Annotated in this window: 27 protein-coding genes and 1 tRNA gene; 15 read left to right on the top strand and 13 right to left on the bottom strand. The window is 60.5% G+C overall.

Features of this window, described 5'->3' with window-relative positions; genetic code table 11:
- Nucleotides 1–687: cyclopropane fatty acyl phospholipid synthase (gene cfa / locus FUU19_RS09375; protein WP_230507114.1), on the top strand; the 687-nt coding region annotated here is incomplete at its 5' end.
- 125 nt (nt 688–812) lie between these two features.
- On the opposite strand, the gene FUU19_RS09370 is transcribed toward cfa, so the two are convergent.
- From FUU19_RS09370 to tesA, 3 genes are all read right to left on the bottom strand, one after another.
- Nucleotides 813–1,667 (bottom strand): co-chaperone YbbN, encoded by an 855-nt coding sequence (locus FUU19_RS09370; protein ID WP_025160052.1) that lies wholly within the window; start codon nt 1,665–1,667, stop codon nt 813–815.
- A 77-nt stretch (nt 1,668–1,744) separates the two neighbouring features.
- Nucleotides 1,745–2,521, bottom strand: coding sequence for an SDR family oxidoreductase (locus FUU19_RS09365; protein WP_096241989.1), 777 nt, complete (start codon nt 2,519–2,521; stop codon nt 1,745–1,747).
- Between the two features lie 26 nt (nt 2,522–2,547).
- On the bottom strand, nt 2,548–3,186 hold the full coding sequence (gene tesA, locus FUU19_RS09360; protein ID WP_230490347.1) for a multifunctional acyl-CoA thioesterase I/protease I/lysophospholipase L1: 639 nt from the start codon (nt 3,184–3,186) through the stop codon (nt 2,548–2,550).
- On the opposite strand from tesA, the gene ybbA reads away from it, so the two are divergent.
- The 3 genes from ybbA (at nt 3,157) to FUU19_RS09345 (ending at nt 8,037) form a co-directional block, all read left to right on the top strand.
- On the top strand, nt 3,157–3,843 hold the full coding sequence (ybbA, locus tag FUU19_RS09355; protein WP_004940192.1) for a putative ABC transporter ATP-binding protein YbbA: 687 nt from the start codon (nt 3,157–3,159) through the stop codon (nt 3,841–3,843). The two genes, tesA and ybbA, sit on opposite strands and share 30 nt — an antisense overlap.
- On the top strand, nt 3,840–6,272 hold the full coding sequence (ybbP, locus tag FUU19_RS09350; protein ID WP_230490100.1) for a putative ABC transporter permease subunit YbbP: 2,433 nt from the start codon (nt 3,840–3,842) through the stop codon (nt 6,270–6,272). Before ybbA ends, ybbP begins: the two co-directional genes overlap by 4 nt.
- Before the next feature lie 358 nt (nt 6,273–6,630).
- Nucleotides 6,631–8,037: a sugar porter family MFS transporter gene (locus FUU19_RS09345; RefSeq protein WP_197833052.1), complete on the top strand. Its 1,407-nt coding sequence runs from the start codon at nt 6,631–6,633 to the stop codon at nt 8,035–8,037.
- A gap of 64 nt (nt 8,038–8,101) precedes the next feature.
- Here FUU19_RS09345 and purK read toward each other — a convergent pair whose 3' ends face one another.
- The 4 genes from purK to ppiB form a co-directional block, all read right to left on the bottom strand.
- The gene (purK, locus tag FUU19_RS09340) at nt 8,102–9,169 is read right to left on the bottom strand and encodes a 5-(carboxyamino)imidazole ribonucleotide synthase (RefSeq protein WP_060440542.1); all 1,068 of its coding nucleotides are present in this window, start codon (nt 9,167–9,169) and stop codon (nt 8,102–8,104) included.
- Nucleotides 9,166–9,690, bottom strand: a complete 525-nt coding sequence (purE, locus tag FUU19_RS09335) for a 5-(carboxyamino)imidazole ribonucleotide mutase (protein WP_197833050.1) — start codon at nt 9,688–9,690, stop codon at nt 9,166–9,168. Before purE ends, purK begins: the two co-directional genes overlap by 4 nt.
- 149 nt (nt 9,691–9,839) lie before the next feature.
- The gene (locus tag FUU19_RS09330; protein ID WP_230490101.1) at nt 9,840–10,562 is read right to left on the bottom strand and encodes a UDP-2,3-diacylglucosamine diphosphatase; all 723 of its coding nucleotides are present in this window, start codon (nt 10,560–10,562) and stop codon (nt 9,840–9,842) included.
- Between the two features lie 10 nt (nt 10,563–10,572).
- Nucleotides 10,573–11,067 carry a peptidylprolyl isomerase B gene (ppiB, locus tag FUU19_RS09325; RefSeq protein WP_025301816.1) on the bottom strand — a complete coding sequence of 165 codons (495 nt, stop codon included), beginning with the start codon at nt 11,065–11,067 and terminating at the stop codon, nt 10,573–10,575.
- A gap of 309 nt (nt 11,068–11,376) precedes the next feature.
- On the opposite strand from ppiB, the gene cysS reads away from it, so the two are divergent.
- Complete coding sequence (cysS, locus tag FUU19_RS09320) at nt 11,377–12,762, top strand: cysteine--tRNA ligase (protein WP_025301817.1); 1,386 nt, start codon at nt 11,377–11,379, stop codon at nt 12,760–12,762.
- 61 nt (nt 12,763–12,823) lie between these two features.
- Here the strand turns inward: cysS and ybcJ are convergent, their stop codons facing one another.
- Together ybcJ and folD are read right to left on the bottom strand one after the other, a co-directional pair.
- Nucleotides 12,824–13,036, bottom strand: a complete 213-nt coding sequence (gene ybcJ / locus FUU19_RS09315) for a ribosome-associated protein YbcJ (protein ID WP_230490102.1) — start codon at nt 13,034–13,036, stop codon at nt 12,824–12,826.
- A 10-nt stretch (nt 13,037–13,046) separates the two neighbouring features.
- Nucleotides 13,047–13,913, bottom strand: coding sequence for a bifunctional methylenetetrahydrofolate dehydrogenase/methenyltetrahydrofolate cyclohydrolase FolD (gene folD / locus FUU19_RS09310; protein ID WP_004940177.1), 867 nt, complete (start codon nt 13,911–13,913; stop codon nt 13,047–13,049).
- Between the two features lie 205 nt (nt 13,914–14,118).
- On the opposite strand from folD, the gene FUU19_RS09305 reads away from it, so the two are divergent.
- The 6 genes from FUU19_RS09305 to FUU19_RS09280 all read left to right on the top strand — a co-directional run bounded on the left by FUU19_RS09305 (nt 14,119) and on the right by FUU19_RS09280 (nt 17,175).
- Nucleotides 14,119–14,328, top strand: a complete 210-nt coding sequence (locus FUU19_RS09305) for a hypothetical protein (RefSeq protein WP_230490103.1) — start codon at nt 14,119–14,121, stop codon at nt 14,326–14,328.
- A complete protein-coding gene (locus FUU19_RS09300; protein ID WP_141970519.1) occupies nt 14,325–14,633 on the top strand; it encodes a hypothetical protein in 309 nt (102 codons plus the stop codon). The genes FUU19_RS09305 and FUU19_RS09300 overlap by 4 nt, the downstream gene beginning before the upstream one ends.
- A gap of 96 nt (nt 14,634–14,729) precedes the next feature.
- Nucleotides 14,730–14,806 (top strand) — tRNA-Arg (locus tag FUU19_RS09295).
- A gap of 132 nt (nt 14,807–14,938) precedes the next feature.
- Nucleotides 14,939–15,265, top strand: a complete 327-nt coding sequence (locus FUU19_RS09290) for a gamma-glutamylcyclotransferase family protein (protein WP_197833042.1) — start codon at nt 14,939–14,941, stop codon at nt 15,263–15,265.
- Between the two features lie 108 nt (nt 15,266–15,373).
- Nucleotides 15,374–15,517 (top strand): hypothetical protein, encoded by a 144-nt coding sequence (locus tag FUU19_RS09285; protein WP_016928795.1) that lies wholly within the window; start codon nt 15,374–15,376, stop codon nt 15,515–15,517.
- 125 nt (nt 15,518–15,642) lie between these two features.
- Complete coding sequence (locus tag FUU19_RS09280; RefSeq protein WP_230490104.1) at nt 15,643–17,175, top strand: glycosyltransferase family 39 protein; 1,533 nt, start codon at nt 15,643–15,645, stop codon at nt 17,173–17,175.
- Between the two features lie 181 nt (nt 17,176–17,356).
- Here FUU19_RS09280 and FUU19_RS09275 read toward each other — a convergent pair whose 3' ends face one another.
- The gene (locus tag FUU19_RS09275) at nt 17,357–18,421 is read right to left on the bottom strand and encodes an aldo/keto reductase (RefSeq protein WP_230490105.1); all 1,065 of its coding nucleotides are present in this window, start codon (nt 18,419–18,421) and stop codon (nt 17,357–17,359) included.
- Nucleotides 18,422–18,518: 97 nt separating this feature from the next.
- On the opposite strand from FUU19_RS09275, the gene FUU19_RS09270 reads away from it, so the two are divergent.
- The 3 genes from FUU19_RS09270 (at nt 18,519) to FUU19_RS09260 (ending at nt 22,170) form a co-directional block, all read left to right on the top strand.
- Nucleotides 18,519–19,424, top strand: a complete 906-nt coding sequence (locus FUU19_RS09270) for a LysR family transcriptional regulator (protein ID WP_230490106.1) — start codon at nt 18,519–18,521, stop codon at nt 19,422–19,424.
- Nucleotides 19,425–19,542: 118 nt separating this feature from the next.
- Nucleotides 19,543–20,094, top strand: coding sequence for a flavodoxin family protein (locus tag FUU19_RS09265; RefSeq protein ID WP_004940045.1), 552 nt, complete (start codon nt 19,543–19,545; stop codon nt 20,092–20,094).
- A 627-nt stretch (nt 20,095–20,721) separates the two neighbouring features.
- Nucleotides 20,722–22,170 (top strand): GGDEF domain-containing protein, encoded by a 1,449-nt coding sequence (locus FUU19_RS09260; RefSeq protein WP_230490107.1) that lies wholly within the window; start codon nt 20,722–20,724, stop codon nt 22,168–22,170.
- 24 nt (nt 22,171–22,194) lie between these two features.
- Here FUU19_RS09260 and FUU19_RS09255 read toward each other — a convergent pair whose 3' ends face one another.
- Nucleotides 22,195–22,674 (bottom strand): cold-shock protein, encoded by a 480-nt coding sequence (locus FUU19_RS09255; RefSeq protein WP_025301823.1) that lies wholly within the window; start codon nt 22,672–22,674, stop codon nt 22,195–22,197.
- 166 nt (nt 22,675–22,840) lie between these two features.
- Here FUU19_RS09255 and FUU19_RS09250 point away from each other — a divergent pair, with 166 nt between their 5' ends.
- Nucleotides 22,841–23,350, top strand: a complete 510-nt coding sequence (locus FUU19_RS09250) for a VOC family protein (protein WP_230507113.1) — start codon at nt 22,841–22,843, stop codon at nt 23,348–23,350.
- Nucleotides 23,351–23,386: 36 nt separating this feature from the next.
- Here the strand turns inward: FUU19_RS09250 and FUU19_RS09245 are convergent, their stop codons facing one another.
- Together FUU19_RS09245 and FUU19_RS09240 are read right to left on the bottom strand one after the other, a co-directional pair.
- A complete protein-coding gene (locus FUU19_RS09245) occupies nt 23,387–24,214 on the bottom strand; it encodes an amino acid ABC transporter ATP-binding protein (protein ID WP_049235221.1) in 828 nt (275 codons plus the stop codon).
- Between the two features lie 9 nt (nt 24,215–24,223).
- The gene (locus tag FUU19_RS09240; RefSeq protein ID WP_019454099.1) at nt 24,224–25,111 is read right to left on the bottom strand and encodes an amino acid ABC transporter permease; all 888 of its coding nucleotides are present in this window, start codon (nt 25,109–25,111) and stop codon (nt 24,224–24,226) included.
- Nucleotides 25,112–25,113 lie beyond the last annotated feature (2 nt).

Genomic DNA, 25,113 nt, shown 5'->3' with positions numbered 1-25,113 from the left:
CTGCGGATGATCTGCGAAAAACTGCAGCTGAAACCGGGCATGACGCTGCTGGATATCGGCTGCGGCTGGGGCGGGTTGGCGCAGTTTGCGGCGCAAAACTACGGCGTCACGGTGCACGGTGTGACCATTTCGGCCGAGCAGCAGAAGCTGGCGCAGGCGCGCTGCGCCGGGCTGGACGTCGAGATCTTGCTGCAGGATTACCGCGATCTGGATCGTCAGTTCGATCGCATCGTGTCGGTCGGCATGTTCGAGCACGTCGGGCCGAAAAACTACGAGACCTATTTCAGCGTCGCGGCGCGCAACCTGAAGCCCGACGGCCTGTTTTTGCTGCACACCATCGGTTCCAATCAGACCGATCTCAACGTCGACGCCTGGATAGACAAATACATCTTCCCCAACGGCTGTCTGCCTTCGGTGCGGCATATCGCCGAGGCCAGCGAAGGGCGTTTCGTGATGGAGGATTGGCACAACTTTGGCGCCGATTACGATCGCACGCTGATGGCCTGGCTGGAGAACTTCAAACGGGCGTGGCCAGAGTTGGCGGGCGGTTATTCCGAGCGCTTCGAACGCATGTTCACCTATTACCTGAACGCGTGCGCCGGCGCGTTCCGTTCGCGCAATATTCAGCTGTGGCAGGTGTTGTTCAGCCCGGCGGGCGTGGAAGGTGGGGTGCGGGTCTACCGCTGATATCCCTTCGTCTTTCCCGCCGCATCGTTGTTGGCTGCACGTTCGAATCCCTGGTCACTTAGTTATCTAAGCTCCCAGGGCTTCTCACGTTTGCCGCCTGGATGCAGCTTCAGGTATGACGGATATCAGTACAGCAGGGAGTACAGCTGGCGGCGATATTTAGCGGCCAGTGCGTCGCCGGTGCCGAGTGCGGCCAGAATGTCCATCAGGGTCTTGCGCGCGTTGCCGTTGGCGGCGGCCAGATCTTTCTTCAGATGCCCCATCAGCAGTTCCAGCGCTTCTTCGTTACGCCCGACCTGATGCAGCTGCAGCGCCAGCTGCACCGCCAGTTCGACGTTGTCCGGCTGCTGTTGCACCTGTTGTTGCAGCTGCTGGATTTCCGGCGTGTCCGCCGCCTGCTTCAACAGTTCAATCTGCGCCACCAGGCCCTGATAGCGGGTATCGCGATCCTGCAGCGGGATGGTTGCCAGCACCGCTTCAGCGTCTTCGCTGCGGCTGAGCGCGATCTGGGTTTCGGCCAACGTCAGACCGATGTCGCTGCGCTGTTGGCTGCTCTGCCAGGCGTCTTTCAGCAGCGGCAGGGCTTCGGCGGCGTTGCCGGCGGCCAGCAGTTCCTGCGCCTGCGCCAGTTTCAGATCTTCTTCCTTCGGCAGGAAACGCTGCAGCAAGTCGCGGATCGCTTCTTCCGGCTGCGGGCCCTGGAAGCCGTCGACCGGTTGGCCGTCTTTGAACAGGTAGACCGTCGGAATCGAACGCAGCCCGAATTGGGAGGCGATCATCTGTTCGGCGTCGCAGTCCACCTTGGCCAGAATGAACTGACCGGCGTATTCCGCCGCCAGCTTGTCCAGCACCGGCGTGAGCTGCAGGCAGTGTTGGCTGCGCTCGGACCAGAAGTAGAACAGCACCGGAATGGACATCGATTGTTCCAGCGTCTGGTGCAGGTTAGTTTCGTTAATATCAACAACAGCTTGAGCTAGCATCTTTTTTCTCTCTGATCGTGCGGAGCCATGGGGTGTAGATGGGGGCGCGCCGCCATTCTTCAACCCCGGCGGGCGAATTAAGCGTTGCCGCGCAGCAGCCAATCCAGACACCGGCCCGGCAAAATGCGGCGCAGCACGCTCATGGCGTGCGCCAGCAGGGTCACCGGGTAGCGCAATTTGGCGCGCGGGCTTTCCAGTGCGTGGCGCAGTTTGGGCAGAATGGCCTCCGGCGGCAGCGTCAGGCGCTTGGCGATGCCAGGATTGTGCACCGGCTTGTCGCTCTGCGCCTGGTTGACGTTCTGGCTAAAGTGGGTGGAGATCGGCCCCGGTTCGATCAGGCTGACCTGAATGCCGCTGCCGTGCAGTTCCATGCGCAGCGCGTCCGACCAGGCTTCCAGCGCGAACTTGCTGGCGGCGTAGGCGCCGCGCCCGGCGCTGGAAACCAGGCCCATCACCGAACTGGTCTGAATAATGCGCCCTTCGCCGTGCGGCAGCATCGCGGGCAACAGCAGTTGGGTCAGTTGGTGGGTGCCGAACAGGTTGGTGGCGAATTGCCGCTCCAGCTGGCTGCGCGAAATGCGACTGAGCGGGCCGTAAACGCCGAAACCGCCGTTATTGAACAGGCCGTACAGGCGGCCGTCGGTCAGCGCGATCACCTCGGCGGCGGCGCGCTCGACGCTGGCGCTGTCGTCCAGATCCAGCTCGATGCCTTCCAGCCCGAGCTGGCGCATGTTTTCCACGTCCTGCGGTTTGCGGCAGGCAGCCAGCACCCGGTAGCCGCGGTTGCGCAGATCCTGCGCCGCAATCAGTCCAATCCCGCTGGAACAGCCGGTTATCAATACCGCTTTTTGCATAACTTTACCTAGTGTACGACCCTAATTTAGTGAGACTCATGTTTTACTAGCGGTTCCAGGCGCTCCGCCATCCAGGTGGCGATAAACGGCTGGGCGTCCCCATTGGGGTGCAATCCGTCATCCTGCATCCATTCCGGCTTCACCACTACCTGTTCCATATAGAATGGCAGCAGCGGAATGTTGAACTCTTTGGCCAGCGCCGGATAGACGGCGCTGAACGCCTCGGTATAGCGGCGGCCGTAGTTCGGCGGGATGCGGATCTGCATCAGGAGCGGCTGTGCGCCGGCCTGCTGCACCTGCGTGATGATCTGGCCGAGATCGCGCTGTACGTCCTGCGCCGGGAAGCCGCGCAGGCCGTCGTTGGCGCCCAGCTCGATCAGCACCCAGCGCGGCTGATGCTGTTTCAGCAGCGCGGGCAGACGCGCCAGCCCCTGCGCGGCGGTGTCGCCGCTGATGCTGGCGTTGACCAGCTGTGGCGCGCCCGGTTTTTTCTGCCACTGTTCGGCCAATAGCGTCGGCCAGGCCCGCTCGATCGGCAGGCGGTAGCCGGCGCTTAAACTGTCGCCCAAAATCAACAAGGTATCGGCGGCGACAGCGCGTAAACTGAATAATCCCAACAGCAAAAGGAAGGGAAGATGCCAGCGGAAAACGTTCTTGAAGTTCATCATCTTAGTAAACACGTTGGTCAGGGTGAGCATCAGCTCACCATCCTTACCGGAGTCGAGCTGCTTGTCAAACCCGCGCAGACGATCGCCCTGATCGGTGAATCCGGATCGGGGAAATCGACCCTGCTGGGCATTTTGGCCGGGCTGGATGACGGCAGCGAGGGCGAGGTGCGCCTGCTCGGCGAGTCGCTGACCGCACTTGACGAAGAAGGCCGCGCCGCGCTGCGCGCCAGGAACGTCGGCTTCGTGTTTCAGTCGTTCATGCTGGTGCCGACGTTGAACGCGCTGGAAAACGTGCAGCTGCCGGCGCTGCTGCGCGGCGAGAGCGACAGACAGAGCCGCGAGCAGGCGGTGCAGCTGCTGGAACAGCTGGGATTGGGGAAACGGCTCGATCACCTGCCGGCGCAGCTGTCCGGCGGCGAGCAGCAGCGCGTGGCGCTGGCGCGCGCCTTCAGCGGCCGGCCGCGGGTGCTGTTCGCCGATGAACCCACCGGCAACCTCGATCGTCAGACCGGCGATCGCATCGCCGACCTGCTGTTTTCCCTCAACCGGGATTTTGACACCACCCTGATCCTGGTGACCCACGACGAAACCCTGGCGGCGCGCTGCCAGCGGCGGCTGCGGCTGCGCGAAGGCAAGCTGTGGGAGGAAGCATGATCTGGCGCTGGTTCTGGCGCGAATGGCGCTCGCCGTCGCTGCTGATCGTTTGGCTGGCGTTGACGCTCTCCGTCGCCTGCGTGCTGGCGCTGGGCAGCATCAGCGATCGCATGGATAAAGGGCTCAGCCAACAGAGCCGCGACTTTATCGCCGGCGATCGGGTGCTGCGCAGCGCGCATCCGGTGCCGGAAGGTTGGCTGCTGGACGCGCAGCAGCAGGGGCTGAAGCTGAGCCGTCAGCTGTCGTTCACCACCATGACCTATGCCGGCGATCGGCCGCAGCTGGCGGACGTGAAAGCCACCGATCTGGCCTATCCGCTGTACGGCAAGCTGGAAACGCGCCCGGCCAACATCAAGCCCGAACCGGGCAGCGTGCTGGTGGCACCGCGTCTGCTGGCGCTGCTGAACGTGAAAGTCGGGGATTCGCTCGAGGTGGGCGACACCACGTTGCGCATCGCCGGCGAAATCATTCAGGAGCCGGACGCCGGCTTCAACCCGTTCCAGACCGCGCCGCGCATCATGATCAACCTGGCGGACGTCGATAAGACCGGCGCGGTGCAGCCGGGCAGCCGCCTGACCTACCGCTATATGTTCGCCGGCGCCGAGCCGGATATTCAACGTTACGAAGAACGGCTGACGCCGCAGTTGACGCCGGATCAGCGCTGGTTCGGGCTGCAGGAGTCCGGCAGCGCGCTCGGCAAGTCTCTGCAGCGATCCCAACAGTTCCTGCTGTTGTCGGCCCTGCTGACGCTGCTGTTGTCGATCGCGGCCGTGGCGGTGGCGATGAGCCACTATTGCCGCAGCCGCTACGATCTGATCGCGGTGTTGAAAACCCTTGGCGCCGGGCGCGGCGCGCTGCGTAAGTTGATCGTCGGCCAGTGGTTGGCGGTGATGGCGCTGGCGGCGGTGTGCGGCGGGGCGATCGGGCTGGCATTTGAAGCGCTGTTGATTCGCCTGCTGAAGCCGGTATTGCCGGCCGCGTTGCCCGCCGCCGGCGCCTGGCCGTGGCTCTGGGCGCTCGGCGCGCTGGTGCTGATTTCGCTGCTGGTCGGGCTGCGGCCGTATCGCCAGCTGCTGGCTACCCAGCCGCTGCGGGTGCTGCGCCGCGACGTGACGGCCAACGTGTGGCCGCTGCGCTACTTCCTGCCGGTGACGGCGGCGATTGTGGTGGCACTGTTGGTGGTGCTGATGGGGGCCAGCACGCTGCTGTGGGCGATCCTGGCCGGTATGGCGGTGCTGGCGCTGCTGCTGGGCGGCATCGGCTGGGGCAGCCTGCTGCTGCTGCGCCGCATCACGCTCAAGAGCCTGGCGCTGCGGCTGGCGGTTAACCGCCTGCTGCATCAGCCGTGGGTGACCATCAGCCAGCTGGCGGCATTCTCGCTGTCGTTCATGCTGCTGGCGCTGCTGTTGGTGCTGCGCGGCGATCTGCTCGAACGCTGGCAGCAGCAGCTGCCGCCGGATAGCCCGAACTATTTCCTGCTCAACATGACCGAGGCGCAGGTGCCGCAGGTGAAAACCTTCCTGCAGAAGCATCAGATCAAGCCGGAAACCTATTATCCGATCGTCCGGGTGCGCCTGACCGAGATAAACCAGCAGCTGGCGACCGAGCGGGTGCATGAAGACGATCCGGGCGGCGAGGCGGTGAACCGCGAGCTGAACCTGACCTGGCTGGCCGATCTGCCGGATCATAATCCGCTGGTGGCGGGCAGCTGGCCGCCGAAAAGCGGCGAAGTCTCGATGGATGAAGGCATTGCCGGGCGGCTGAAGATCACGCTGGGCGACACGCTGACCTTCAGCGGCGATACCCAGGCGTTCAGTGCCAAAGTCACCAGCCTGCGCCAGGTGGATTGGGAAAGCCTGAAGCCGAACTTTTACTTTATCTTCCCGCCGGGCGCGCTGGACGGCCAGCCGCAGACCTGGCTCACCAGCTTCCGCTACGACGGCGACGGCCAGATGCTGACCCAGCTCAACCGCCAGTTCCCGACGCTCAGCCTGCTGGACATCGGCGCGATCCTGAAACAGGTCGGCGGCGTGCTGCAGCAGGTCAGCCGCGCGCTGGAGGTGATGGTGGTGCTGGTGGTGCTGTGCGGTGGCCTGCTGCTGCTGGCACAGGTGCAGGTCGGCATGCGTCAGCGCCGCCAGGAGCTGGTGGTGTACCGCACGCTGGGGGCCGGCAAACGGCTGCTGCGCCGCACGCTGTGGTGCGAGTTTGCCCTGCTGGGGCTGGTGGCGGGCATCGCGGCGGCGGTGGGCGCCGAGGCGGCGCTGTGGCTGCTGCAAAGCCGGGTGTTCGACTTCCCGTGGACGCCGACGCCGGTGCTGTGGTGGGCGCTGCCGCTGGCCAGCGCGCTGCTGCTGTCGCTGTGCGGCGGCTGGCTGGGCGTGCGCCTGCTGCGCGGCCGGGCGCTGTTCCGAAGTTATGAGGGGTGATGTTGCGATCGCAGGCCCGTTGCCGCCTGGCGTGGCCGGGCCTGCCGATTTTCTTTCGCGCGTTACTGGCGCTTTTCCTCTATCATGCCCATTTATAGTGAAATCGATTACATTTATGTCATGTCGATACGTTTGCCACTGAGCATCGGTGCAACGGATAGCTGGCCGGTTTCGCCTGTTTTTCGCATTAATTTATAGGGTTATGCATGACTTAAGCGAATTCATCCGCCATAAAAAGCGGTCTATAAAGATTTAATGGTGTGTAACCGTTTTCACTAATGTGATCGCACTCACTTATCTCCGACGCATTGCCTCCTATCATGTCGCACACTGATGACCGTTTTCTCCTGGAGGCTGTATGAGCGATACCGTCAAAGTTACACCGGCGGAGAAAAGCCCGACTCATGTCGGTATGACTTTTTTTGTCTGTTTTTTAGCCGCCTTGGCCGGCCTGCTGTTCGGTCTTGATATCGGCGTGATCGCCGGCGCCTTGCCGTTTATTACCGACACTTTTCAGATCACCAGCTCTCAGCAGGAGTGGGTGGTCAGCTCAATGATGTTTGGCGCCGCCGTCGGCGCCATCGGCAGCGGCTGGATGAACTTCCGGCTGGGGCGCAAATACAGTTTGATGATCGGCGCCATTCTGTTTGTGGCGGGATCGCTGTTTTCAGCGTTCGCCCCCAACGTGGAGGTGCTGATCGTTTCACGCATTCTGCTGGGATTGGCGGTGGGTATCGCTTCTTATACCGCGCCGATTTATCTTTCTGAAATCGCGCCGGAGAAAATCCGCGGCAGCATGATCTCGATGTATCAATTGATGATCACCATCGGCATTCTGGCCGCCTACCTGTCTGATACGGCATTCAGCTATACCGGTGCCTGGCGCTGGATGTTGGGCGTTATCACCATCCCGGCCGGGCTGTTGTTGGTCGGCGTGTTCTTTTTGCCTGACAGCCCGCGTTGGTTGGCCTCGCGCAATCGCCATGAGCAGGCGCGTCAGGTGTTGGAGAAGCTGCGCGACAGCAGTGCCCAGGCGCAGCATGAGCTGAATGAAATTCGTGAAAGCCTCAAACTGAAGCAAAGCGGTTGGGCGTTGTTCAAAGGCAATAAAAATTTCCGACGCGCGGTTTTCCTTGGCGTTCTTCTCCAGGTGATGCAACAGTTCACCGGAATGAACGTCACCATGTATTACGCGCCGAAGATTTTTGGTCTGGCGGGCTTCGCCAGTACGGAACAGCAGATGTGGGGTACGGTGATCGTCGGTCTGGTCAACGTGCTGGCCACCTTTATCGCGATTGGACTGGTTGATCGCTGGGGCCGCAAGCCCACTTTGATCCTTGGGTTTATCGTGATGGCTGTCGGCATGGGGGCGCTGGGAACCATGATGAACATCGGCATGAACTCGGCGGCGGGGCAATATTTCGCCATCGTTATGCTGCTGATGTTTATCGTCGGCTTTGCCATGAGCGCCGGCCCGCTGATTTGGGTGCTGTGCTCAGAGATCCAGCCATTGAAAGGCCGCGATTTCGGCATCACCTGTTCCACCGCCACTAACTGGATAGCCAATATGATCGTGGGGGCGACGTTCCTGACCATGCTGAATTCGTTGGGTAGCGCTCACACCTTTTGGGTCTACGCGGGGCTTAACGTGCTGTTTGTTTTCATCACGCTGGCGCTGATCCCGGAAACCAAAAATATTTCGCTGGAACAGATTGAACGCAATCTGATGGCCGGCAAACCGTTGCGTAACATCGGCTCGCGTTGATCTTTGTGGCAATGAAAAAGGTTCAGCCTGGGCTGAACCTTCTTCTTTTCGGCGGTGTAAACCGTTAAGCCAGCTTCTGCTGTGCCCAGGCCAGCCCGCTTTGGTATTCGCCCGGCAGCAGCGGCGCCAGCGCCTGCAGCGCCTGGCGCAGATCGGCGGCGCTCGGGTCGTTCAGATTGAGGTGGCCGACCTTGCGGCCCGGGCGCACCTCTTTCTCATACCAGTGCAGATGCACCAGCGGCAGCGACAGCCACTGTTCGTTGACGGCGGTGCCGATCAGGTTGACCATCACCGACGGCGTGCTCACCACCGGCTGCGGCAGCGGCAAACCGAGAATCGCGCGCAGGTGCAGTTCGAACTGGCTGATGGACGCGCCGTTTTGCGTCCAGTGGCCGCTGTTGTGCACGCGCGGCGCCAGTTCGTTGATCAGCAGCCGATCGCCGACGATAAAGCACTCCATCGCCATCACGCCGACGTAGTTCAGCTCGTTCAGGATCGCCGCCAGCATCTGCTCGGCCTGTTGCTGCAGCGCCGGGTTGGGCTGCGGCAGCGCCACGCTGGTGCGCAGGATGCCGTCTTCATGCAGGTTGTGGGTCAGCGGGTAGAATACCGAACGGCCGTCGTGGCCGCGCGCGCCCACCAGCGACACTTCGCCGGAGAAATTGATGCCTTGCTCGACGATGCACTCGCCATAGGCGTCGGCCGGCAGTTCGGCTTCCTGGCCCGGGCGCAGGCGCCACTGGCCACGGCCGTCATAGCCACCGACTCGGCGTTTGACGATCGCCAGCTCGCCCAGCGAAGCGAACACCTGCGGCCATTCGGCGGCGCTCGCCAGCAGCTGCCACGGCGCGGTTGCCAGGCCGAGCTGGTCGAGCAGCTGTTTTTGCGTCAGGCGATCCGCCAGGCGCGGGAAGATGTCGCGGTTGACGAAGGCGCTGTGGGTGGCCAGCTCGCGCGTCAGCGCGGTTTCCGGCCAGCGTTCGATCTCGGCGGTAATGACGCTGTTCTGATACGGCACCGCCTCGGGCTCGGCATCGATGCCGATGGGGTAGACGGCGATGCCCAGCGGTTCGCCGGCCTGGCGCAGCATGCGCCCCAGTTGGCCGTTGCCCAGTACGCAAACCGGCTTCATGCGTCCTCCCGCGGATCGGGGTGATTCAAGACGTCTTCGGTCTGCGCCTGACGCCAGTCCGCCAAACGCTGCGCCAGCGCGGCGTCGTGCAGCGCCAGGATCTGCATCGCCAGCAGCCCGGCGTTGGCGGCGCCGGCTTTGCCGATCGCCAGCGTGCCCACCGGAATGCCGCGCGGCATCTGTACGATGGAGTAGAGGCTGTCTACGCCGCTCAGCGCGGCGCTTTGCACCGGCACACCCAGCACCGGCACCAGGGTTTTCGCCGCCAGCATGCCCGGCAGGTGCGCCGCACCGCCGGCGCCGGCGATGATCACGTCAAAGCCGTTGGCGGTAGCCTGCTCGGCGAAGCTGAACAGCTTGTCCGGCGTACGGTGGGCGGAAACGACTTCGACATGGAAGGGGACTTCGAGCTGGGTCAGGACTTCGGCGGCGAACTGCATGGTGGCCCAGTCACTTTTCGATCCCATTACAATTGCGATTTTCGCCCCGGTAGTGGCGGCTGAAGCGGCGTTGGCTCCCATGGGTGTAAGGCTCCTGTGATTTTTCTGGCGTCGGCTGAGGGCCGAATGAGGGCGTAGAGCATACCATGAGCGCACGGCGAGGAAAACGGTTGCGTCGCCGGTTTTCACCGTCGAAAGCGCGAATTTTTACTCGCGCGTCAGTGCGGAATTCAGAATGGGAATTGGATCAGCTCGACGGCGTCGGCGCTGACTTTGATCATCGATCCTTCGACGTGCCAGGCGCCCAGCACCGCGCGATGGGCTTCGCCGTTGCTCAATGCCAGCCGGTGCACCGCCGGGCGATGGGTATGGCCGTGGATCATCCAGTGCACGTCGTGGCGCAGCATCGTCTGTTCGACTGCCTGCGGGTTGACGTCCATGATGGCGTCCGACTTGTACTGGTTGGATTGCTGGCTGCGGGCGCGCATGTTGGCGGCGATCTTCAGTCGCCAGCGCAGCGGCAGCGCCAGGAACAATTTTTGAATCAGCGGGTTGTGCACTTTACGGCGGAATTGCTGATAGGCTTGATCGTCGGTGCACAGGGTGTCGCCGTGCAGGATCAGGATCCTGCGGCCGTACAACTCCAGCACTTTTTCTTCCGGCAGCAGCTGCATGCCGCTGGCGCGGGCGAAGCGCTTGCCGAGCAGAAAATCGCGGTTGCCGTGGATGAAGTAGCAGGGCACGCCGGCCTGTTGCAGTGCTTTCAGCGCCGTGGCGATCTCCGCGTGCAGCGGCTCGGGATCGTCGTCGCCGATCCAGGCTTCAAACAGGTCGCCGAGGATGTACAGCGCGTCGGCGTGAATCGCTTCGCGCCGTAAAAAACGCAGAAAACCGGCAGTGATTGCCGGTTCCTGTGCGCACAAGTGCAGATCTGCGATGAACAGCGTACTCATGCAGCCGCGATTACTCGCTGACGGTCACGCTGTTGATCACCACGTCTTCTACCGGTACGTCCTGGTGCATGCCGCTGCGGCCGGTTTTCACGCCTTTGATCTTGTTGACCACGTCCATGCCTTCAACCACTTCTGCAAACACGCAGTAGCCCCAACCTTGCGCGTTTTCGCCGCGGAAGTTCAGGAAGTCGTTGTCAGCCACGTTGATGAAGAACTGTGCGGTGGCGGAGTGCGGATCGTTGGTGCGCGCCATTGCCAGGGTACCGATGGTGTTTTTCAGACCGTTGTTGGCTTCGTTCTTGATGGTCGCGTTGGTCGCTTTCTGGTTCATGCCCGGCTCGAAACCGCCGCCCTGGATCATGAAGCCGTTGATCACACGGTGGAAGATGGTGTTGTCGTAGAAACCGGCGCGGCAGTAGTTCAGGAAGTTTTCAACGGTAACCGGCGCTTTGTCAGCAAAGGTCTTGATAACGATATCGCCGTGATTGGTGTGGAAAGTAACCATAGTTTTAATCCTAACAAGGTGAAGTGAGACGTCACGTAAAGCGAGCGAACATTCAGACCGCCCTTATAACATATCCGCCCCAGCGAGTCAGCAGCGGCTCAACCGCGCACTGTCTGTGGTAATTGTATTTATGTTATATTATAACAATTGCGCCAACCGCCGAATTTCGCGCATTTTATTCGCGTGAAATCAGCAAAGCATGGCCTTAACCTTGCAATAGATCAGGCTTCAGGTTTCAATACGCTACCGGGCGGAAAACCTGAAGCCCGGTTATCTTTTTTGTTATCACGCACACCACGGAATCTCCCGATGCTAAAGATTTTTAATACCCTGAGTCGTCAAAAAGAGGAATTCAAACCCATTCATGCCGGGAAAGTGGGCATGTACGTGTGCGGGGTAACCATCTATGACCTGTGTCACATCGGCCACGGTCGTACCTTTGTCGCTTTCGACGTGGTGGCGCGTTACCTGCGCTACCTCGGCTATTCGCTGAACTATGTGCGCAACGTCACCGACGTAGACGACAAAATCATCCGCCGCGCGGCGGAAAATCATGAGACCTGCGACCAACTGACCGAACGCATGCTGGCGGAAATGCACGCCGACTTCGACGCGCTGCTGATCGACCGCCCGGATCAAGAGCCGCGCGCGACCCAGCATATCGCCGAGATCATCGAGATCACCCAGCGCCTGATCGATCGCGATCACGCCTATGTGGCCAGCAACGGCGACGTGATGTTCTCCATCGACAGCGATCCGCAATACGGGCTGCTGTCGCGCCAGGATCTGGATCAGCTGCAGGCCGGCGCGCGCGTGGAAATCGACGACGTGAAGCGCAACCCGATGGATTTCGTGCTGTGGAAGATGTCCAAGCCGGGCGAGCCGAGCTGGCAGTCGCCGTGGGGGCCGGGCCGTCCAGGCTGGCACATCGAATGCTCCGCCATGAACTGCAAGCAGCTGGGCACCCACTTTGACATTCACGGCGGCGGTTCCGATCTGATGTTCCCGCACCACGAGAACGAGATCGCACAGTCGAGCTGCGCCCACGACGGCCCGTACGTCAATTACTGGATGCACTCCGGCATGGTGATGATCGACAGAGAGAAGATGTCCAAATCGCTGGATAACTTCTTCACCATCCGCGACGTGCTCGGCCATTACGATGCGGAGACGGTGCGTTACTTCCTGATGTCCGGCCACTATCGCAGCCAACTGAACTACAGCGAAGAGAACCTCAAACAGGCGCGCACCGCGCTGGAGCGCCTCTATACCGCGCTGCGCGGTACCGACGCCGATGCCGCACCGGCCGGCGGCGAAGCGTTCGAAGCCCGCTTCCGCGAAGCGATGGACGACGACTTCAACACCCCGGAAGCCTACTCGGCGCTGTTCGATCTGGCGCGCGAGGTTAACCGTCTGAAGGGTGAAGACATGGCGGCGGCTAACGGTATGGCGGCGGAGCTGCGCAAGCTGGCGAACGTGCTCGGCCTGCTGCAGCAGGAGCCGGAGCAGTTCCTGCAAGGGGGCGCTCAGGTTGACGACGGCGAAGTGGCGGAGATTGAAGCGCTGATCAAACAGCGTAACGAAGCGCGTGCTGCCAAGGACTGGGCGCTGGCAGATGCCGCTCGCGATCGGTTGAACGAGATGAACATCGTGCTGGAAGACGGCCCGCAGGGCACCACCTGGCGCCGTAAGTAATCCGGCCGCAGGGAAAAACAAAAAAGGCGCTGAATTCAGCGCCTTTTTCTATGGCTGCGGGTTAGGGTTTAACTATGACCTTGCCGCCGTTGAATTCCACCACCTGATCGGCGACGATCTTGCAGCGTTTGCGGGTTTCGACCTTGCCGTCGACTTTCACCCGCCCTTCGGCGATGACTTCTTTGGCGCCGCCGCCGCTTTCACACCAGCCCTGGAACTTCAGCAGATCGCACAGTTCGACGTGGGGATGATTGTCCAGATTGAAAATTTCCATACTGCCTTACTTATTTAGGTTGAACGTCGTGATATTCCTCGCAGGCCTGCAAGGTATTTTGGATCAGTGTAGCAACGGTCATCGGGCCGACGCCACCCGGCACCGGGGTGATGTAGGCGGCGCGCTCGCTGGCGGCGTCGAAATCGACGTCGCCGACCACTTTACCGCTTTCCAGACGGTTGATGCCGACGTCCACCACGATGGCGCCCGGTTTGATCCAGTCGCCTGGAATGAAGCCCGGCTTACCGACCGCCACCACCAGCAGATCGGCGTTCTCGACGTGATGACGCAGATTCTTGGTGAAGCGGTGGGTGACGGTGGTGGTGCAGCCGGCCAGCAGCAGCTCCATGCTCATCGGGCGGCCGACGATGTTGGAAGCGCCGACCACCACGGCGTTCAGGCCGTAGGTATCGATGTTATAACGCTCCAGCAGGGTGACGATGCCGCGCGGCGTGCACGGGCGCAGCTTAGGCGCGCGCTGGCACAGGCGGCCGACGTTGTACGGGTGGAAGCCGTCGACGTCTTTGTCCGGGTGGATGCGTTCCAGCACCTTGACGTTATCGATGCCGGCCGGCAGCGGCAGCTGCACCAGAATGCCGTCGATTTCCTCATCGGCGTTCAGCTGGTCGATCAACGCCAGCAGCTCGGCTTCACTGGTGGCAGCGGGCAGATCGTAGGAGCGGGAAAGGAAGCCGACTTCATCGCAGGCGCGGCGCTTGCTGGCGACGTAAATTTGCGAAGCCGGGTTCTCGCCGACTAACACAACCGCCAGCCCTGGGGCGCGTTTGCCGGCCGCCAGACGTTGTTTCACTTGCTCAGCCACTTCGTTTCTAACCTGCTGCGCAATCGTTTTACCATCAATAATCTTTGCTGACATCAGTGTGGAAATCCATCAATTAAGAAAAGCGGGGATGCCGCTATTCTGGCAGAAGCTGAGCGCGCTGTCAGGCGCAGAATCACCCTCGCGGCCGTTGCCAATGCCGATTTACGCTTTTTTTATGCCGGCCTCAGGATCCTCTACGCCATTTTTACCTGCATTTGCATACGCTGGGGTCGTTCACAGGGCGAAAGAGGGCAGGATCATGAGAGCGATAACCCGGCTTTACCCGTTGCATCATCAGCCTGACGAGCAACCGGCGGAGCCTAAACATGTCGGGGAAACGGTGTTCGATTCTTCACTGCATCCGGCGGACAGTACGCAACTCACCGCGTTGCATCAGCTCGGCAAGCATGAGGCGGCGCCGTCGTGGCGGGCACGCCTGAACGCCCTGTGGCGGAAGCTGTGCGCATGAACGGCAGCGCATGGGTAGGTTGCACGCTATTGCTGGTCTGGGCGCCGTGGAGCCAGGCCTCTTTGAACAGCGCGCGTCCCGACGCCGCGTTGGCGGCGAGACTGGCGGCGACCTGCAACACACTGGCGGTTGAGCATGCCGACTGGAGCGATATCACGGCGGTCGTTCAGTCCGCGCGCGTTTGCCTGCAGCGGAATAGCGGGCGGCAGCGTTCTGAACGCTCGCCGGGTGACACCGCGGTCGGTCTGGTGCAACGCAGCGTTGCGGGGGCCGCCGTGCGGGCGCTGGCGGAAAAAACGCCATAAAGCACGGCCACCGCCGTAACGTCATGAAAAGGCATTGACTCGCTAACCTCTGACCGTATAATCCCAACCCGCAGCCACAGGTTGCCGCATCTCAATGCGCCCTTAGCTCAGTTGGATAGAGCAACGGCCTTCTAAGCCGTAGGTCATAGGTTCGAATCCTATAGGGCGTGCCATTACTCCCTTGATTTTCTTCCCCCTACTTGTTCCCTTGAAAACTTGACTGCGTAACCCGTACTCCCGTTGGCTCGCCGCTGCGCGTCGTGCTATGTTCGTTCGCTAACTTTCAGTCAGTGGCAGAATGAAAAATGCAAAGCTTATTCGTTTACGGCACCCTGGGGCCGGGCAGACCCAACGCACACATAATGGAAGCTATCGGCGGCAGCTGGGAAGAAGGCAGCGTTGGCGGATCGCTGCTTAACGAAGGCTGGGGCGCCGAGATGGGCTACCCGGGCATCGTGTTGGATAACAGCGGCAATCGGGTGAATGGTTTTCTGTTCCGTTCAGCTAATCTCGTCAACCACTGGCCGACTCTCGATGCGTTCGAAGGCGAGGGATATGAACGGGTAGCGGTCAGCGTCACCACCACCGGCGGCGAAACCGTCGATTCGTTTATCTACATGTTGAAGAAATGATACGAGCCGCCTCGCCGAATGAGTGCGAGGCGCTCGACCCGCCGGCAATTGAACTTTCGTTTATTTTGCCGCGCTACAATAGGCGAAAATTTCCCCATGGAGCCTATCGTGCGCAAATCCAGATTCCTGCTTGTGACCTTGCTGTGCCTGTGCGCCGCCGCCGTGCTGTACGTGATGGCTTACCGGGCGCTGGGGCATTACCTCAGCGACGGCGAGAAGGCCTACCCGGATATCAGCGTTGAAATCCGCTGAGAGTCGTGCGGCGCCGCGGTGACTGTGCCGATTTTTTCGTACTGATTTACCCGCCATTTACCCGCCGTCGGCAATGATGACGCTGCGTCTCCACACTGTGTGGTTCTCTTGGGCGGAATGCGGTTATGTCACTGCAACAGGTTTCGAATGTCTCTTTGAGCAACAACGGCTTAAAGGGCATCAGTTACAAACATTACGCGTTGGCGATCGTGGCGTTTTCGGCGATCGTGCGGTTTATTTCCTTAACGGATCGGTACTTTTGGTGCGATGAAGCTTCCAGCGTGCTGACCAGCCGCTATGATGTGGGCGCTTTGCTGTACCACGCTTCCTTCGATGTTCACCCGCCGCTTTATTATCTGTTGCTGCATGCCTGGATGGTACTGTTTGGCGACAGCATCATGGCCGCCCGTTCGCTGAGCCTGGTGTTCGGCGTGGCGACGGTGGCGCTGGCGATGCGCTTTACCCGTTGGTTGGCCAGCGAGCGGGCGGCGCTGATAGCGGGATGGTTGATGGCAATCATGCCGATGGCGGTGCGTTACAGCCAGGAGGCGCGGATGTACGCGCTGATGGGGATGCTGGCGATCGCCGCCGCCATGGTGCTGGCGAAGTGGCTGAAAACGCCGGATAACCGCCGCTATCTGGCGCTGTATGCGCTATTGATGACGCTGAGCTTTTATACCCATTACTTCACCATTTTCACGCTGATCGCCCACTGGCTGGTGGTGCTGGCGCTGTCGTGCCGCCACGAAGGCGTACGTTACATCAAACACCCGGCGTGGTGGCTGGCCAATGTGGCAATCGGGGTGGCCTACATTCCCTGGCTGCTGGTGCTGTTCAATCTGCTGGCGCATATCGCCGAGCTGCGGGTTGGCGGCGACGTCGGTTGGATCCCTCAGGTTTCCTGGGGCGATCTGCCGGCAATGTATTGGCGTTTTCTCACCGGCCACGACGGCAGCAACTATCCCACGATCATTCTTTGGCTGCTGCCGGCGATGTTTGTCGCGTTGTGCGCGCTGCTGCTGAAACGGCGCACGATGCCAAGGACATTCTCGCTGCTGCTGCTCGGCGGCATTCTGATCCCGGTGACGCTGGTATTCGCCATTTCCTGGCGCACGCCGCTGTTTGTCGATCGCTACCTCTATTCCGCCGCGCTCGGCATTCCGCTGGTGTTGGGCGTGCTGATCGCCGGAACGAAAAGCCGGGTGCGCGGGATCTCTTTGCTGTTGTTTTTCAGCCTGCTGTTCGGCTGCGGCGTGCGTAACGACTACCCGGTCGAGAAAGATGAGTTCAAGGTGATGGTGCACTATATCAACAGCCACTATCAGCCTAACGATGCGGTGGTGGTCAGCAACATGTTCAACTACCTGAGCTACGTGTATTACAACAAGCAGGGCTATCGCGCCCTGCTGTATACCCCTGCGAGGCCCAACGGCATTTCGGGCAAGCCCAATGCCTATGGCTTCGGTACCTTTTTCCACGATCGAGCGGCGCAGACCTATGTCGATAAGCTCAGCGTTTTATCGAAAGGCCATCGCCGGGTCTGGCTGGTCAGCGGCGGGGATTTCAATCAGGACTTCGGCCGTTCGCCGACAGGGTGGGTCAATACCGGCACCTTCAAGAGCGGCGGTTTCGAATCGCGCCTGTTCGTGGTGCGTTGAGCAAAATGTCATATTTCCCATTCGGCGTTACATCTGGCCGAGCAAACTTACGCGGGGATGACAGTTCTATACATTGGGATTGGTACTGTAGCTCTACCCGATGATGTTGTGTGTTATCCATTCCCTGTAGTGTATTACCCCATCCCTGTTAAGTTTATCCCGCCTTGCGCGGGATTTTTTTTTATCTGCGCCCGGCGAGATGCACGCCGCCGGTCATGATGTGGCGGGTGACCGGCAGGGCGAGAAAATCGTGCGGGAATCCCAGCTCGATGGCGCTGAGATCGTCCAATCGTCGCCAATGATCTTCCGCCAGCGTCACCTTCAATGCGCCGAGGTTATCTTCCAATTGCGCCAGGGTTCGGGCGCCGACGATCGGCGCGGTGACCGTCGGGTGACGCAGTGTCCAGGCCAGCGCGATTTGTGATGGGGAATATCCCGTCTCATGAGCTATCTGGTTGACGGCGTCGGCGATATCAAGATTGTGTGCGTTCAATGTCCCCTTGGCGCGCACGGCTTCACGCCGAGAGCCCGCCTCATCGGGCGACGGTTGCAGATCCTGCCGCCGGTATTTGCCGCTTAATACGCCGCCGGCCAGCGGCGACCAAGGGATCACGCCCATCCCCAATTCTTGCGCCATCGGCATCAGCTCGCGTTCGACGGTGCGATCCAGCAGACTGTACTCGATTTGCAGAGCGATCAGCGGCGACCAGCCACGCAGGTCCGCCAGCATTTGCATTCTCGACGCCTGCCAGGCGGGAAGGTCCGATACTGCCACATACAGCACTTTCCCGGCGCGTACCAAATCGTCCATGGTGCGCATGATCTCTTCCACCGAAGTGGTGAAATCCCAGGCGTGCAGATAGAGCAGGTCGATGTAATCGGTATTGAGCCGTTGCAGGCTTCCCTCCACCGATCGCAGCATGCTTTTGCGGTGATTGCCGCCGGAATTGGGATCGTCCGGCTGCATCGGCAGGGTGTATTTGGTGGCGATCACCAACCGGTCGCGGCGCCCGGCGGCGAATTCCCCCACGAAACGTTCGGCGCTGCCCTCGGTATAGCGGTTGGCGGTATCGATAAAGTTGCCGCCGCGTTCGACATAAACGTCAAACAGACGGCGGGCTTCGGTCAGTTCGGCGCCCCAGCCCCAGTCGGCACCGAAGGTCATGGTGCCCAGCGCCAGCGGTGAAACGCGCAGGCCGGAACGGCCCAATAGACGATAGTGATCCAGCGATAGTGACGTGTTCATAGGCATTCTCCCGTGTAGGTAGCGTCTACGGTAGCGCCCACAGGTTGTTTAAGGAATGCGCTATAATCTTCATGAATTATTAAGGAGGGAGAGCATAATGAGGGGCAGTGATTTCGCCGAGTTGCGCGCCTTTGCCGCGATTGTTGAGCACGGCGGTTTCGCTCGCGCCGCTGCACATTTGGGCATGTCCGCTTCGGCGCTCAGCCAAACGCTGCGCAACCTGGAGGAGCGTTTGGGTGTGCGTTTACTGAATCGCACCACTCGCAGTGTGGCGCCGACTGAAGCCGGAAGACAGATGTTGGCGCGCCTGACGCCCGCGATGGCCGAGATCGACGCGGCGGTGGCACAGGCGGTCGAGCAACGCCAGAACCCCTCAGGTCTTTTGCGGCTTAATGTAACCCGCGTGGCGGCGTTACATTTTCTGGCGCCTTTGATCGCGCCGTTTCATCATCAATATCCTGATATTACGCTCGATCTCAATGTTGAGGAGCGGTTGGTGGATATCGTTGCCGGCGGTTTTGACGCCGGCGTGCGGCTGCACGAGAAACTGGCGAAAGATATGGTGGCGGTCAAACTGGGCGGGGAGGTGCGGATGCGCGTCGTTGCTTCACCGGCGTATTTGGCGCGCCACGGCCGGCCGTCAACACCGGGCGATCTGCATCGACATCGCTGTTTGAATTACCGCTGGCCGACCAACGGCAGTTTGTATCGCTGGGAGTTTGAGTGCGACGGTGAAAAGCAGGAGATCGCCGTGGAAGGGCCGGTGATAGTCGATGAGCCGGAAGTCTTGGTGCGGGCTGCGATGGATGGGGCGGGCATTGCCTACCTGTTTGAGCAACAGGTTGCCGCCGGTTTGGCCGATGGCCGCTTGTTGCCGCTGCTCGATGCCTGGACGCCGCCGTTCCCCGGTTTCTATCTGTACTATCCGGCAAACCGCCAAATGCCGCGCCCGCTGCGCGCTTTTATCGACTTTGCCCGTCAACAGGCAGAGCAGGGCGCGTAGCGCGATTTTTTTGAATAACACCGTCAGTTTTATTCGGTATTCAGCCGCTGCGCGCTTGATTAGATTGAACGCGAGAGGGGCGCCGTCGGCGCCTTTGTGCAATGAGTGGAGAATTTCTATGGCGAAGACAGTAGTGGTGTTTCATTCCGGCTACGGCCATACCGAGCGTTTGGCGAAAGTGGTGGCGGAAGGCGCCGGGGCGGAACTGATCGCCATCGATCAGAACGGTGATATCAGCGACGAAGCCTGGCAGACGCTGGATGAGGCGGACGCCATCATCTTTGGCTCACCGACCTATATGGGCGGCCCATCCTGGCAGTTCAAGAAATTCGCCGACGCCAGCTCCAAGGCCTGGTTCGGCCGCAAGTGGCAGGACAAAGTGTTCGGCGGCTTTACCAACAGCGCCAGCCTGAACGGTGACAAGCAGGTTACGCTGATCGCGCTGCAGACGCTGGCTTCACAGCATGGCGGCCTGTGGGTCAGCCTGGGGCTGCTGCCGGCCAACACCAAATCGGCGCAGCGCACCGACGTCAATAACCTGGGCGGTTCGGTGGGGCTGCTGGTGCAGACCCCGGCGGATGCCGGCGTGGACGAGATGCTGTCGGGCGATCTGGCGACCGCCAAGCTCTATGGCCAGCGCGTAGCGGGCTTTGCCGCCAAACTGGCATAAGGCCTTCCGTGCGGATAGGGGGGACGCGGATGAACGGACGCCGCGTTCATTTTCTCTGCACAATTGGCGTGTAAGCTGCGAAATGTTATTAGCCTGCTTGGGCTAACACTGCATTTCGTACAAATATTCCCGGTTCCTAGACCGGGTTTTTTGTTGCTAAGGTCTGCTTAAGCTTTCACCGCTATACTGCGCAGCAGCACAGACATGCAACGTATGGCTGTGTCGTAACTGTCGATTTGCTGTTGTTCAAGCAAGCCCGCGCTATGCGGGCTTTTTTTGGGTTGTTATTGCACGGGCGGCCCAGTTGCAGGAAAATAATCGCGTAGTTATTCAAACATCATTCAATGACCAATAACCACAAGCTTATTAATGTAATTGGCGCCGTCGGCGGCCTATTACGCCATGCGCTATGCTGACAGCAGAGTAGGCATTATTTGCTGACGCTATGCGGGGGCGCCCGCCGCAGCCGCATGGGGCTAAGAAAAGTCTGTTAATTAAATGTTAACATTTTTTATTATTGATTTGTCTGGCTTTTTTGGTTGAAATTCGAGTTGACTATCCCTCACTGGCCGGGCGAGAGAGTATGCACATTATTATTCTGGTTATTAGCAAAATATGGGCGAGGCGATGAACGTCAGAATAAATGCCAGGCATGGCCTGCCTCTGACGGTTCAGCTGATCAACCTTTTCATGCTGGCCTTTTTACTTTCGCTGGTAGGTATTCTTAGCCGGCCGATTGGTTCGCTTTCCTTATTTTGGCCAGTGAATGCGATTCTGCTCGGTCTGCTGCTGCGCAAACCCGTTTACGCCACGCCGCTCGGCTGGCTTACCACCTATCTGGGCATGGTTGTCGCCGATCTCAGCACCGGTGAAGGCTGGTCTCTGGCGCTGTGGCTGAACGCCTGCAACATGTCGCTGATCGCCGTCGGTTACGGCATCATGCTGATGCTGCCCCAATCTCAACGGCGCATGGGCAAACCCCAGGCGATACTCTATATGTTCAGCGCCAGTCTGGCCGGCGCGGCGGTGGCGTCGACCTTGTCGGTGCTGCGCAACGACAGCCTGTATAACAACACGGTGGTGGTTGCCTGGCTGGCTTGGTTCAGCGAGCAGTTCTCGACGACCTTGCTGCTGTTGCCGGTGCTGATGGCGGCGCCGCGATTGAAACAGCTGTTGCGCATGCAGGTGCGTTGGCGCTTGAAAGGCTGCCTGCCGCTGCTGGCGTTGCTGCTGTCGCTGGCGTTCAGCGTCTATATTGGCGGGCCGGGCGCCATCGCCTTCCCGATCCCGGCGCTGCTGTGGTGCGCGGTGCGCTACCCGCTGTTCCCCGTGACGTTGCTGACGCTGTTGACCGGCATGACCGAGATCAGCAGCATTTCCGCCAACCTGGTGCTGTATGAAACGCCGAACAACCATAACGCCTTCCTCGACACGCTGATGTCTGCCCGCTTGGGCATCGCCATGCTGGTGATGGGGCCGCTGATCCTCGCCAGCTCTATCGCCGCCAACCGCAAGCTGATGCGGCGTCTGGAGCACAGTGCCAACCACGATTTTCTGACCGGCGTGCTGGCGCGCAGCGCGATGACGCGCAAAGCGGGCGAGCTGCTGGAGCACAAGCACCGCTCCAAAGAGGCGGTGTCGCTACTGCTGATCGACATTGACCACTTCAAGCAGATCAACGATACGCACGGCCACAGCGCCGGCGATCAGGTCTTGGCGTCGTTCGCGCACGTCGTGCGGCGCGAGCTGCGGCACGATCAGCTGTTCGGCCGTTTGGGCGGGGAAGAGTTCGCTATCATGCTGCCGCGCGCGCTGGCGGCGCAGGGCGTGGCGCTGGGGGAACATCTTCGTCGTCTGGTGGAGCAGACCGAGCTGCAGGCGGAAGGCAAGCAGACGTTGAAAATCACTATCAGCGTCGGCGTCGCCAGCCTGGCGATGAACGAGGTGAAATCGCTGGAGCAGCTGATGAATATGGCGGATATCGCGCTGTATCGCGCCAAATCGCAGGGGCGTAATCGGGTGGAGTCGTTCAACGTGGTGAACGGCAACAGCGTCGAGCATATCCTGTTCCGCTAGGGCTCGACGCTGGGCAACCGGCGCTTACAGGCTTTTCAGCGCCTTGATGGTTTCATCCATATCGATCTCATGTTCGGAGAAGGTATGGGTGGTGTTCTGGAAAGTGGTAATGGTCAGCATGCGCAGCGTTTGCATGGTCTGCGCCTGGTCTTCTGACTGCGGGCGAATGCGGTTCATCAGCAGGCCGACCGACAGCACGGTGTTCTCTTTGTCCACGTCGGCTTTGACCGGCACTTCCTTAGTGAAAGTATTGAAAGACTTGATGCTGGTGATCTTGATTCTTTCGTTGGCGATGATGATGTATTTGCTGGGTGCCAACACTTTGACCGCATAAGCCGACGGGCCTTTGGTGTTGTTGGTCGGTTCGAAGGTCACCGCCGCGTTTTTCTTAATCAGCTCCGGATTCTGCACTTTAATCACGTGAAAATAACGATTTTCTCCGTTCTCGTCGGTAATAAAGCCGAAGCCTTTGTCTTCAAAAAAAGTCGTTATCTTGCCGTTCATCGCTATTCTCACAAAAGGGTTCTATACAGCGCTTATGATAGCGCGGAATGCCTTGCAGCGACAGATTGCGCGGGCGGCATTTAGTCATGCGATAACGGCATTTAGCGGCTTTCCCACCACATGCTATGTTCATGCTGACTTCATTCAATGCGAAAAAGGAATATCGATGGGCATTAAACGTCTCAATCACGCCGTGCTGTATGTCAGCGACGTGCGGCAGAGCGCCGACTTTTATCATCAGGTGTTGGGGTTCAAGCTCAAGCCGTCCGACAGCCCCGATCGGGCGGTGTTTACCCAGGCCGCCGATTCGGACAACGATCACGATTTGGCGCTGTTCAGCAAGAACCTGGGTCAGCAGCGCGCGGGGGTCTTTCGCGCCAACAACGAGCCGCCGGCGGAGCATGAGCCACCGGCCGGGCTGTACCATCTGGCCTGGGAAGTCGACAGTCTGGAAGAGCTGGAGCGTATTCGTCACCAGCTGGCCGAACGCGGCATTCTCGGGCTGGAAGAGGATCATGGCGTGCACAAAAGTATTTACGGCCACGATCCGGACGGGCTGCTGTTCGAGGTGACCTGGTTTATTCCCCCGGCGCTGTTGACCGACGAGGACAAAATCCAGCAGGGGATCCGCCCGCTGGATTTTGCCGCCGAAAAACGGCGTTTCGCCGGCCGGTAAGCGGCTCGGGTACGGGGCGCCGCAGCGCCCCGACGATCACAGCACTTTGTTGAGGAAATTGACGGTGCGCGGGTGCTGCGGCTGAGCCAACACTTGCCTGGCGTCGCCCTGTTCGACGATCTGCCCGTCGACCATAAACACCACCCGATCCGCCGCTTCGCGCGCAAAGCCGATTTCATGCGTGACCACCACCAGCGTGACGCCCAGATCCGCCAACCCCTTAATCACGTCCAGCACTTCGCCGACCAGCTCGGGATCGAGCGCGGAGGTCGGTTCATCGAACAGGATCACCTTCGGGTTCAGCGCCAGCGCGCGCGCGATGGCGATGCGTTGCTGTTGGCCGCCGGAGAGGTGGCGCGGGTAGGCGTCCGCCTTGTGGCGCAGCCCGACGGTATCCAGCAGCTCATAGGCTACCGCCTTCGCCCGCTCGCGGGAGTGAATTTTGTGCACCACCGGCGCTTCGATGATGTTTTCCAGCACCGTCAGGTGCGGGAACAGGTTGAAATTTTGGAACACATAGCCGACGTTGATGCGTTGCCGGAGGATGGCCTTTTCCTTCAGCTCATACAGCCGGTTGCCCTTGCGGCGGTAGCCGACGTAGTCGCCGTCGATGCGGATAAAGCCTTCGTCCACGCGCTCCAGGTGGTTGATCGCCCGCAGCAGCGTCGATTTTCCGGAGCCGGAAGGGCCGAGGATCACGGTGACGGTGCCCGGCTGCAGCGTCAGGCTGACGTCGTCCAGCGCCTTGTGTTTGCCGAAGAATTTGCTGACGTTGCTGATTTCGATCAGACCGCGTGCCGGCACCGGGGTGAGATTGCGTACCGGCTGCTCGGGCAAGGCGTAATAATCAATGGCTTCAGACATGCGGGTCTCCTAACGTTTTAGCCAGCCGGCCAGTTTCTGCCAGGGCGTCGGCGGCAGTTCGCGTACCGCGCCCCGGGCGAAATAGCGCTCGATGTAGTATTGGATCACCGACAGCGCGGTGGTGATGAACAGATACCAGACGGTGGCGACCATCAGCAGCGGTATCACCTGCTGGGTGCGGTTATAGATAACCTGAATGGTGTAAAACAGCTCCGGCAGCGCCAGCACATAAACGATTGAGGTGCCTTTCGCCAGGCTGATGATCTCGTTGAAGCCGGTCGGAATAATGGAACGCAGCGCCTGCGGCAGAATGATGCGGAAGGTGCGGCGATAGCCCGGCAGGCCCAGCGCCGCCGCCGCTTCGTGCTGGCCGTAATCCACGCCCAAAATGCCGCCGCGGATGATCTCGGCGGTGTAGGCAGACTGCACCAGCGTCAGGCCCAGCACCGCCACGGCGAACTGGCCGAGAATGTCGATGGTGGGAAAGCTGGCGAACACCACGGAGGTGAAGGGAATGCCCAGCGAGATGGCGTCGTACAGGTAGGAGAAGTTGTACAGGATGATCAGCACCAGGATCAGCGGCAGCGAGCGAAACAGCCAGATATAGCCCCAGGCCAGCGACGCCAGCAGGTAGGAGCGCGACAGCCGCGCCAGCGCCAGCAGGGTGCCGAACAGGATGCTGAACAGCGTGCCGAGCAGCGTCAGCAGCAGGGTTTGCCCCAGCCCCGCTAGCACCGCCGGCGCGAAGAACCACTCGGCGAACACGCCCCATTCCCAGCGCGCGTTGCCCGCCACCGATTGCACGATGGCGGCCAGAATAAACAGCGAAAACAGCGCGCCGATCAGCCGCAGCGGATAGCGGGCGGGCACGACTTTCAAGACTTCTTGTTTGGACATGT

The organism is Serratia montpellierensis (assembly GCF_020858655.1).
Taxonomy (GTDB): Bacteria; Pseudomonadota; Gammaproteobacteria; order Enterobacterales; family Enterobacteriaceae; genus Serratia; species Serratia montpellierensis.
This window is presented reverse-complemented; position numbering and strand designations above follow the sequence as displayed.

Coding starts and splice junctions, on each gene's coding strand:
- ppiB (WP_025301816.1), bottom strand. CDS start 11,067: ATGGTTACTTTCCACACCAATCACGGCGATATCGTTATCAAGACCTTT.
- FUU19_RS09240 (WP_019454099.1), bottom strand. CDS start 25,111: ATGTCCAAACAAGAAGTCTTGAAAGTCGTGCCCGCCCGCTATCCGCTG.
- FUU19_RS09270 (WP_230490106.1), top strand. CDS start 18,519: ATGAGGGGCAGTGATTTCGCCGAGTTGCGCGCCTTTGCCGCGATTGTT.
- ybbA (WP_004940192.1), top strand. CDS start 3,157: ATGCCAGCGGAAAACGTTCTTGAAGTTCATCATCTTAGTAAACACGTT.
- ybbP (WP_230490100.1), top strand. CDS start 3,840: ATGATCTGGCGCTGGTTCTGGCGCGAATGGCGCTCGCCGTCGCTGCTG.
- FUU19_RS09345 (WP_197833052.1), top strand. CDS start 6,631: ATGAGCGATACCGTCAAAGTTACACCGGCGGAGAAAAGCCCGACTCAT.
- FUU19_RS09275 (WP_230490105.1), bottom strand. CDS start 18,421: ATGAACACGTCACTATCGCTGGATCACTATCGTCTATTGGGCCGTTCC.
- FUU19_RS09280 (WP_230490104.1), top strand. CDS start 15,643: ATGTCACTGCAACAGGTTTCGAATGTCTCTTTGAGCAACAACGGCTTA.
- folD (WP_004940177.1), bottom strand. CDS start 13,913: ATGTCAGCAAAGATTATTGATGGTAAAACGATTGCGCAGCAGGTTAGA.
- FUU19_RS09330 (WP_230490101.1), bottom strand. CDS start 10,562: ATGAGTACGCTGTTCATCGCAGATCTGCACTTGTGCGCACAGGAACCG.
- FUU19_RS09245 (WP_049235221.1), bottom strand. CDS start 24,214: ATGTCTGAAGCCATTGATTATTACGCCTTGCCCGAGCAGCCGGTACGC.
- FUU19_RS09365 (WP_096241989.1), bottom strand. CDS start 2,521: ATGCAAAAAGCGGTATTGATAACCGGCTGTTCCAGCGGGATTGGACTG.
- purK (WP_060440542.1), bottom strand. CDS start 9,169: ATGAAGCCGGTTTGCGTACTGGGCAACGGCCAACTGGGGCGCATGCTG.
- FUU19_RS09290 (WP_197833042.1), top strand. CDS start 14,939: ATGCAAAGCTTATTCGTTTACGGCACCCTGGGGCCGGGCAGACCCAAC.
- tesA (WP_230490347.1), bottom strand. CDS start 3,186: ATGAACTTCAAGAACGTTTTCCGCTGGCATCTTCCCTTCCTTTTGCTG.
- FUU19_RS09300 (WP_141970519.1), top strand. CDS start 14,325: ATGAACGGCAGCGCATGGGTAGGTTGCACGCTATTGCTGGTCTGGGCG.
- ybcJ (WP_230490102.1), bottom strand. CDS start 13,036: ATGGAAATTTTCAATCTGGACAATCATCCCCACGTCGAACTGTGCGAT.
- FUU19_RS09255 (WP_025301823.1), bottom strand. CDS start 22,674: ATGAACGGCAAGATAACGACTTTTTTTGAAGACAAAGGCTTCGGCTTT.
- FUU19_RS09370 (WP_025160052.1), bottom strand. CDS start 1,667: ATGCTAGCTCAAGCTGTTGTTGATATTAACGAAACTAACCTGCACCAG.
- FUU19_RS09250 (WP_230507113.1), top strand. CDS start 22,841: ATGGGCATTAAACGTCTCAATCACGCCGTGCTGTATGTCAGCGACGTG.
- FUU19_RS09305 (WP_230490103.1), top strand. CDS start 14,119: ATGAGAGCGATAACCCGGCTTTACCCGTTGCATCATCAGCCTGACGAG.
- FUU19_RS09260 (WP_230490107.1), top strand. CDS start 20,722: ATGAACGTCAGAATAAATGCCAGGCATGGCCTGCCTCTGACGGTTCAG.
- purE (WP_197833050.1), bottom strand. CDS start 9,690: ATGGGAGCCAACGCCGCTTCAGCCGCCACTACCGGGGCGAAAATCGCA.
- cysS (WP_025301817.1), top strand. CDS start 11,377: ATGCTAAAGATTTTTAATACCCTGAGTCGTCAAAAAGAGGAATTCAAA.
- FUU19_RS09265 (WP_004940045.1), top strand. CDS start 19,543: ATGGCGAAGACAGTAGTGGTGTTTCATTCCGGCTACGGCCATACCGAG.